This window comes from Nocardia farcinica (genome assembly GCF_029867845.1).
Lineage (GTDB): Bacteria > Actinomycetota > Actinomycetes > Mycobacteriales > Mycobacteriaceae > Nocardia > Nocardia farcinica_A.
Genome location: NZ_JARWRU010000709.1, coordinates 1 through 7,759, shown reverse-complemented (window position 1 = coordinate 7,759; position 7,759 = coordinate 1). Strand labels below are relative to the sequence as shown.

Annotated in this window: 8 protein-coding genes and 1 pseudogene; 5 read left to right on the top strand and 4 right to left on the bottom strand. The window is 72.1% G+C overall.

Features of this window, described 5'->3' with window-relative positions; genetic code table 11:
- Positions 1-43 precede the first annotated feature (43 nt).
- Entirely contained in the window at positions 44-1,015 is a 972-nt protein-coding gene (locus QH283_RS15575) for a proline dehydrogenase family protein (RefSeq protein WP_280503708.1), read from the bottom strand.
- 129 nt (positions 1,016-1,144) lie between these two features.
- The gene (locus QH283_RS15570; RefSeq protein WP_280503707.1) at positions 1,145-1,981 is read right to left on the bottom strand and encodes a uracil-DNA glycosylase; all 837 of its coding nucleotides are present in this window, start codon (positions 1,979-1,981) and stop codon (positions 1,145-1,147) included.
- Between the two features lie 204 nt (positions 1,982-2,185).
- On the opposite strand from QH283_RS15570, the gene QH283_RS15565 reads away from it, so the two are divergent.
- Positions 2,186-2,809, top strand: a complete 624-nt coding sequence (locus tag QH283_RS15565) for a hypothetical protein (protein ID WP_280503706.1) — start codon at positions 2,186-2,188, stop codon at positions 2,807-2,809.
- A gap of 43 nt (positions 2,810-2,852) precedes the next feature.
- Here QH283_RS15565 and QH283_RS15560 read toward each other — a convergent pair whose 3' ends face one another.
- The gene (locus QH283_RS15560; RefSeq protein WP_280503705.1) at positions 2,853-3,491 is read right to left on the bottom strand and encodes a QsdR family transcriptional regulator; all 639 of its coding nucleotides are present in this window, start codon (positions 3,489-3,491) and stop codon (positions 2,853-2,855) included.
- Positions 3,492-3,598: 107 nt separating this feature from the next.
- On the opposite strand from QH283_RS15560, the gene QH283_RS15555 reads away from it, so the two are divergent.
- From QH283_RS15555 to QH283_RS15540, 4 genes are all read left to right on the top strand, one after another.
- Complete coding sequence (locus QH283_RS15555) at positions 3,599-4,051, top strand: MaoC family dehydratase (RefSeq protein ID WP_280503704.1); 453 nt, start codon at positions 3,599-3,601, stop codon at positions 4,049-4,051.
- 272 nt (positions 4,052-4,323) lie between these two features.
- Positions 4,324-4,692: a hypothetical protein gene (locus tag QH283_RS15550; protein ID WP_280503703.1), complete on the top strand. Its 369-nt coding sequence runs from the start codon at positions 4,324-4,326 to the stop codon at positions 4,690-4,692.
- A gap of 72 nt (positions 4,693-4,764) precedes the next feature.
- A complete protein-coding gene (locus QH283_RS15545; protein ID WP_280503702.1) occupies positions 4,765-6,312 on the top strand; it encodes a phytoene desaturase family protein in 1,548 nt (515 codons plus the stop codon).
- Between the two features lie 81 nt (positions 6,313-6,393).
- Positions 6,394-7,185, top strand: a complete 792-nt coding sequence (locus QH283_RS15540; RefSeq protein WP_280503701.1) for an SAM-dependent methyltransferase — start codon at positions 6,394-6,396, stop codon at positions 7,183-7,185.
- A gap of 82 nt (positions 7,186-7,267) precedes the next feature.
- Here the strand turns inward: QH283_RS15540 and QH283_RS15535 are convergent.
- Positions 7,268-7,759: pseudogene (locus QH283_RS15535) on the bottom strand (serine/threonine-protein kinase); the annotation flags it as partial.

Here is a 7,759-nt window from a genome sequence, read left to right as displayed (position 1 = left end):
CGGCCGGCGCGTCGCGACCATGCGGCGCGCCGGCCGTCGGCGTTCAGACCCGCTCGCGGCTGGTGAGCGCGCGGAGGAAGAAGGCCAGATTCGCCGGCCGTTCGGCGAGCCTGCGCATGAAGTAGCCGTACCAGCGCTCGCCGTAGGGCAGGTAGACGCGCATCCGGTGCCCGGCCGCGACCAGACGCGCCTGCTCGGCCTCGCGGATGCCGTACAGCATCTGGAACTCGAAATCGCCGGGTCCGCGCTGGCATTCGTCGGCATAGGTGGCCGCGGCGGCGATCATAGCCGGGTCGTGGGTGGCGACCATCGGGTAGCCGCTGCCGCTCATGAGCACCCGCAGACAGCGTCGATAGGAGTCGTCGACCTCGGAGGAGCGCTGGAAGGCCACCGCGGCGGGTTCCCGATAGGCGCCCTTGCACAACCGGATCCGCGAACCGGGTCCGGCGAACTCGCGGCAATCGTTCTCGGTGCGGCGCAGATAGGCCTGCAACACCGTACCGACCGAGGGGAACTCGGCGCGCAGTTCGCGCACGATGGCCAGCGTGGAATCGGTGGTGGTGTGGTCCTCGGCGTCGACGGTGACCGCGATGCCCGCGTCGGTGGCCGTCGCGCAGATCTCGCGGGCGTGGTCGAGGGCGATGCGGTGGCCGTCGGCCGGCAACGACTGGCCGAGCGCCGACAGCTTCATCGACACCTCGACCGGGCGGACGTTGCCCGGTAGCCACGCGGCGGGCAGTTCGGCCAGTGCCGCGACGAGCCGCTGGTAGCGCTCGACGGTGTCGCGGGCCTGGGCCGGGTCGGTGGTGTATTCGCCCAGATAGTCGACGGTCACCCAGCGGCCGGAGTCCAGCAGGGCGGTGACGGCGGTCAGCGCGTCCGCCTCGGTGGTGCCCGCGACGAAGCGGTCGACCATGCTCCGGGTGGCGCGCATGTTGGTCACCGTCCGCTCGACCCTGGGGGAGGCCGCGGCGGAAAGCAGCGCGGGACGCAGCAGCCGGGTGAAGGCGCTCATGTGGTCCGGCACCGCCGACGCGACCGGTGGATACCGCCGTACGCGATGTGCTGCACACCACAACGATACCGGCCGGTGCGCTTCGTCGATCCGCTCCACGCCGTCGGACCTGCTATTTCGCGGGGGCTTTCAGCGCGTTGGACGCGGATGCAGGCCCGCGGCGGTCGCGGCTGTGGCGAGAACGTCCTCGAGCATGGCCGGGGTGAGCCGTCCGGTGAAGGTGTTGTGCTGGCTGACGTGATAGCAGCCGAACAGTTCCAGCGGCGCGCGGTCGGGGCGGGCGGGTTCGAGCCGGACCCGGGCGCCGTGGCCGAACTTCGGGCGTGGCCTCGGGATGCTCCAGCCCGCGCCCGCCAGTGCGGGCAACAGCGCCTGCCAGCCGAAGGCCCCGAGCACCACCACGGTGCGCGCGGTGGGGGCGAGCAGGTCGAGTTCGGCCTCCAGCCAGCCGCGGCAGCGGTCCCGTTCGGCGACGGTCGGCTTGTTCTCCGGGGGCGCGCAGTGCACCGGGGCGGTCATGCGCACACCGAGCAGGCGCATGCCGTCCTCGGCGTGCTCCGCGACCGGCCTGGTGGCCAGGCCGACGGCGTGCAGGGCCGCGAAGAGCACGTCGCCGCTGCGGTCGCCGGTGAACATGCGGCCGGTGCGGTTGCCGCCGTGCGCGGCCGGTGCCAGACCGACGATGAGCATCCCGGCGTCGTCGGGGCCGAAGCCGGGGACCGGGCGGCCCCAGTAGGTCTCGTCCTGGAAGGCGGCGCGCTTGGTCCGGGCCACCTCCTCGCGCCACCGCACCAGGCGGGGACAGGCACGGCAGTCGACGAGCGCGTGGTCGAGGTCGGCGACCGTGCGATAGGGCCGATGTCCCGGTGTCCCGTCCGCCGCGGCGGGCGGCGGCGGACGGGTTCCCGCCGCCTGTTCGGCGGCGGAGATCGCCTCCGCGCCTGCTGCCGATCCGCCCGGATCCATACCCGCAGGATAGGCCGATACGCCCCGGTCCGGCACGGTTGCCACGTCCGTGCGCGGCGGGTACCTTGCGCGGTGCGGGCGGCCCTCGGTGGCGGCCGTGCCGTGTGCGTGGCCGACCGCGCCACCGGGGGCGGCCACCGACACAGTGAGGTGAGACATGGCCGAGCGCCGGTGCCCATCCCGACCACCACGGGCGGTGGGCCGATGACATCCGACGAGCACCTGCTGCGGCGGGTCCGCGACCTGCTCAGCGAGTTGCCCGACGACGAGCGGATGGTTCCGGTCGTGCGCGCGGGCAGGCACGCGCTGGCCGACCCGGCCGATCGGACGCGGCTGGTGGCCGACTTCCTCGAGCGGGTGGCCCGCCTCGGCGCCACCGGGATGCGGACCGAAGAGGACGCGGTGCCCGCCACGTTGCGGGAATTGCTGGAGGGCGCGCGGGTGACCGGCGTGCTCGTCCCGGACGGCCTGCCCGGCAGTCTGCTCGCCCCGTGGGCCCGCGTGAGCGGCGGGCGGGTCGTCACCGACAGTCCGATGGCGGCGGCGGGCGCGTTCGACGGACTCGGCGCGGTGGTCACCGTCTGTGCGGGCGCGGACGCCGATTCCGGGGCGGTGGTCTTCGACGGCGGCCCTGGGCAGTTGCGCCGGACCGTGCGCGCCGAGGGGGCGCTGCACGTGTGCCTGGTCCGCGCCGAGCAGATCGGTCCCTCGCTGGCCGAGGTCGTCGACCGGCTCGACGCGCGCAGGCCGATCACGCTCATCGGCGGCCCCGTGGCGCCGGAGGCGCGGGCACAGGATCCGACCATGATCGTGCTCGTGGTCGAGTGACGCGCCGGTCCGACGGTGACCGGCCCGGCCGGGTTCGCCCGGGTCAGGGGTGCCCGGTGTCGTCCCGATCGCCGTGGTGCGGGGTGATCCCGAGCAGCACCGAGTACACCTCGCGCAGCCGGTCCACATCGTTGCGGATGCCGGCGGCGGTGTCGGTGTACAGGAAGGCCTCGCCGATGCGGACCAGGGTGTAGGCCAGCAGGTCGCGCTCGAGGGGCAGCGGGAATCCGTCCTCCGCCTCGACCCGGCCGAGCAGTTCGGCGACCGCGGTGACCGCGTGCGGCTGCACCGGCCCGTCACTGGCGGTGAGGATGCGCAGGCCCGAGCGGGGCTCGTTGAGGAAATAGCGCCGGAACGGCTCGTTCACGGTCTCCCAGCGGGCGACCCGGCTGAGCACCTCGACGATGCGGTGCGCGCCCTCGGCCCGGCACCGGGCGTCGGCCTTGGCGATCATCTGCTTGTACTCCTGCACCAGCATCGCGCCGAGCAGGCCTTCGCGGGAGCCGAACCAGCGGTAGATCGAGGCCCGGCTGAGCCCGAGTTCGGCGGCGATGGCCTGTACGTCCACGCGCTCGCCTGCCAGGAAGGCGCGCCGGGTGAGGTCGATGACCTGCTCGCGGGTCGCCGACGCGGGGCGTCCGGGAGAGCGGGCGCCACCGGTGGGGGAAGCGGAAACGGTCATCCTGAAACAGTACACAGCATGCGTCATGTATCAAAAGGCTGGGTGGCGCCTGCCGTGGACCGGTAGTGTACGTCCCGGCCGGTTCACCGAGTGAAGGAATGTGGGCTATGCGGGTTTTCGACGGGATCGCCGAGCTGGAGAAGGCGGTCGGCGAGCACCTCGGTTACAGCGACTGGTACACCGTGACACAGGAGGCGGTGAACCAGTTCGCCGAGGCGACCGGCGACCACCAGTGGATCCACGTCGATCCCGAGCGCGCGGCGCGGGGCCCCTTCGGCGGGCCGATCGCGCACGGATTCCTGACACTGTCGCTGCTGCCGGTGCTCAGCAAGCAGGTCTTCCGCGTCGACGGACTGAAGATGGGGATCAACTACGGCCAGGACAAGGTGCGTTTCCCCTCCGCCGTGCCGGTCGGCAGCAGGCTGCGCGCCGGGGTGGAGCTGCTGTCGGTGGAGCGCACCTCGGCGGGCGCGCGGGTGCGCACCCGGGTGACCGTCCAGGTCGAGGACGCGCCGAAACCAGCGTGCGTGGCCGAGCACATCAGCGTGATGGTCGACTGAGCGGCGGCGCGGCCGGGCGAGATCGCCGAAACGGGTCTCGGCGCGGGGCTGCCGACCTAGGATCGTGGGCACCCTGACAGCTCGCCGAAGGGAACACGATGACGACGACGTCCGCGCTTCCTCCCGTGCCGCTCTCCTCCATGTCGTCCGCACCGGCGTCGTGCTCCCCGGTGCCGATCGCTCGGGCGCCGAAAGCGCACCCGCCGGCCGCGCGGGTGCCCGACGTCGCGGCCTCGCCCCCGCGGCGACGCGGAGCCGCGAGGACGGCGGCGGTGTGCCTGTGCGCCGCCGGGTTCGCGCTCGGGGTGGCGCTGCCCGCGTCGGCGACGGTCACCGGGGTGAAGACGCTGCCGAATCTCGGATACGGCATGGCCACGAACTACGGCACCGACTGCCCGGCCACCATCCAGGCGTTCGTCACCGATCCGGTCGCCCCGGTGCATTTCTACGACAACGGCGTGCCCCTGGCCACGGTCGCCCCGACCGGCGGGGTCGCCCTGCTGACCTGGACGCCCGCCACGCCGGGGACGCACCGGATCAGCGCGGTGCAATCCTCCGATCCCGCCGTCACCCGCTCCGTGGACGTCGCGGTGGGCTACGGCGAGCCGGTCGGCTTCGGCTGCGCGGTCTTCGGCGGCTGAACCGGTCGGTCCGGTCCTGGTGTCGGACGTGTCGCCGGGCCGGATGTCGGCGGGCCGTGATATCCAGGTGCGGTGAAACCGGCGCGGGATTCCTATGACGTCGTCGTGGTCGGCGGCGGGCACAACGGCCTGGTGGCCGCGGCCTACCTGGCGCGGGCCGGGCGGTCGGTGCTGGTGCTCGAACGGCTCGACCACACGGGCGGGGCCGCGGTCTCGCAGCGACCCTTCCCCGGCGTCGACGCTCGTCTGTCCCGCTACTCGTATCTGGTGAGCCTGCTGCCGCGCCGCATCGTCGACGACCTGGGGCTGCGTTTCCGGTTGCGCCCGCGGCGCATCTCCTCCTACACCCCGGTCGGCGAGGGCGGGCTGCTGGTCGACGCCGCGGCGCCGGACCGCACCAGGGCGAGTTTCCGCGCGATCACCGGATCGGACCGCGAATTCGAGGCCTGGCAACGCTTCTCGGTCACCACCGGCAGGCTCGCCGAGCGGGTGTTCGCGACCATGACCGAGCCACTGCCGACCCGTGCGCAGTTGCGGCGCGTCGTCGACGACGAGCCCACCTGGGAGGCGATCTTCGAGCGCCCCCTCGGCGAGACGATAACGCGGCTGTTCGCCGACGACACCGTGCGCGGCGTCGTCTTCACCGACGCGCTGATCGGCACCTTCACTTACGGCGACGACCCCACGCTGCGGCAGAACCGGTGCTTCCTCTACCACATCATCGGCGGCGGCACCGGTGACTGGCAGGTGCCCGTGGGCGGCATGGGCGCGCTGACCGACGCGCTCGCCGATGCCGCGCGGGCCGCGGGCGCGGAGCTGGTCACCGGTGCGGAGGTCACCGGCATCGACAGCGACGGTCGTGCCGCCGAGGTCCGGTGGGAGGGCGGAAGGGCGGGCGCACGGCACGTGCTGGTGAATGCCGCACCGCGGGAACTGGATCGGCTGCTCGGCAGACCGCCCGGCGAGGAGCCGGAGGGTGCGCAGCTGAAGGTCAACATGGTGTTGCGCAGGCTGCCGCGCCTGCGCGACCAGGGGGTCGATCCGCGCGACGCCTTCGCGGGCACCTTCCACGTGGCCGAGTCCTACAGCGAACTGGAGGCCGCCTATCGGCAGGCAAATGCCGGGACACTGCCGAGGGTGGTGCCGTCGGAATTGTATTGCCACACTCTGACCGACCGCTCGATCCTTTCCGGGGCGAATGCGAGTTCCGAAATGCACACCCTCACTCTTTTCGGCCTGCACACCCCGGCCCGGCTTTTCCGCCGCGACCCGGAGCAGGCGCGCGCGGCCGCCCTGGAGGCGGCCATGGCCGGGCTCGATGCCGCGCTCGGCGAACCGCTGGCCGACTGCCTGGCCGTCGACGCCGACGGCAGGCCGTGTCTCGAGGTGCGATCGCCGGTCGATCTCGAGCGCGATCTCGGTCTGCCCGGCGGGCACATCTTCCACGGTGACCTCCGATTTCCCTGGCGGACAGGGGAATCCGACAGTCCGGCGGAAGCCTGGGGAGTTGCAAGCGGTGTCGGCAATGTGCTGATCTGTGGTGCGGGCGCGGTCCGAGGCGGCGGCGTCAGCGGGCTGGGCGGGCACAATGCCGCCATGGCCGTGCTGTCGGATCGGTGACCGAAGACCCTGCCGTAGCAACCTCGAAAAGTTGTACAGTCCGCAGGTTGTCGCCGACTCATCTGTATTCAGGAGTTCTGCATGATCGACCGTCCCCGTCCTGTTCGCCTGGATGTGCCGACTTCGGCGCGCATCTGGAATTACTGGCTGGGTGGTCGGGATTACTACGACGTGGATCGCCAGGCAGGTGAGGCGGGCATTGTCAGCTATCCCGAAATCAAAACCATGGCCGTGCAATCGCGCCGATTCCTCATCCGGGCCGTGCGCTGGCTGGCGGCCGAGGCCGGTGTCCGGCAGTTCCTCGACATCGGCACCGGCCTGCCGACCATGCAGAACACCCACGAGGTCGCCCAGGCCGAAGCGCCGGACGCGAAGGTGGTCTACGTCGACAACGATCCGCTGGTGCTCGCCCACGCCAGGGCGCTGCTGGTGAACTCCACCCCAGAGGGGGCGACCCATTACGTGGAAGCCGATTTCAACGATCCGGCGCCACTGCTCGAGGCGGCGGGCGCGGTGCTCGACTTCGACCGGCCGGTCGCGGTGCTGTTCATCGGCGTGCTCGGCCACGCGGCGGGCTACGCCGACGCCCAGCGCGCGGTCGAGGAGATCATGCGGCCCTTGGCCTCCGGCAGCTACCTGGCGCTCTACGACGGCACCACCGACGATCGCGACTACGTGCGGATGTGCGAGAACTACCGCAGAACCGGTGGCGCGCCGTACACGCCGCGCACCGCCGAACAGGTGCGCGGGTTGTTCGAGGGGCTCGAGATCGTGGAACCCGGTGTGGTGCCGATCAATTTCTGGCGCACCGACGAGGCGGAACAAGGCGTGCGCCGGGTGTCGGCCTGGGGCGGGGTCGGTCGCAAACCCTGATCCGGCCCCTCGGCCGCCCGCCCGGTGGCGCTGAAAGCTGTTGCGCCGCAACCGTACCAGGGCGGCGGCGACGCTGCCCCGGTCAGCCGCGGCGCAGGGTGCCCGCGATCTCGCCGCCGAACAGGCCGGGGGTGCTGTAGGCCAGCGACCCGTCCGCCTGGAGGCGGACCGTGGAGACCGAGCCCTCGTCGGCGCAGTCACGTGGACTGTCCGGGCTCAGGCGCGCGACGAAGGTCAGCATGCCGTCGGTGACGTCGGTGAGCCGTTCGACGCGGCTGCACTTGTGCCCGGTGATCCGGCCGGTGTTGCTCGACTGGGCGATCTCGGCGCCGACCTCGCCCTCCTCGATGGTCAGCTGGATGTCGAAGGTGACCAGGCCGTCGGCGGCGGTGCCGCGCCAGGTGCCGACGAATTCGGCCGGGACCGCCGAGTCGGCGGCCTCGGTGGTGGTGGCCGCGGCCGAGCTGGTGGCCGACTCGACGGTGGTCGACGGATCCGCCACCACGGCGGTGGGGCTCGCGTCGTTGTTCGCCGAGCCGTCGTCGCGCAGTTCCTGGCCGATGAAGAAGGCACC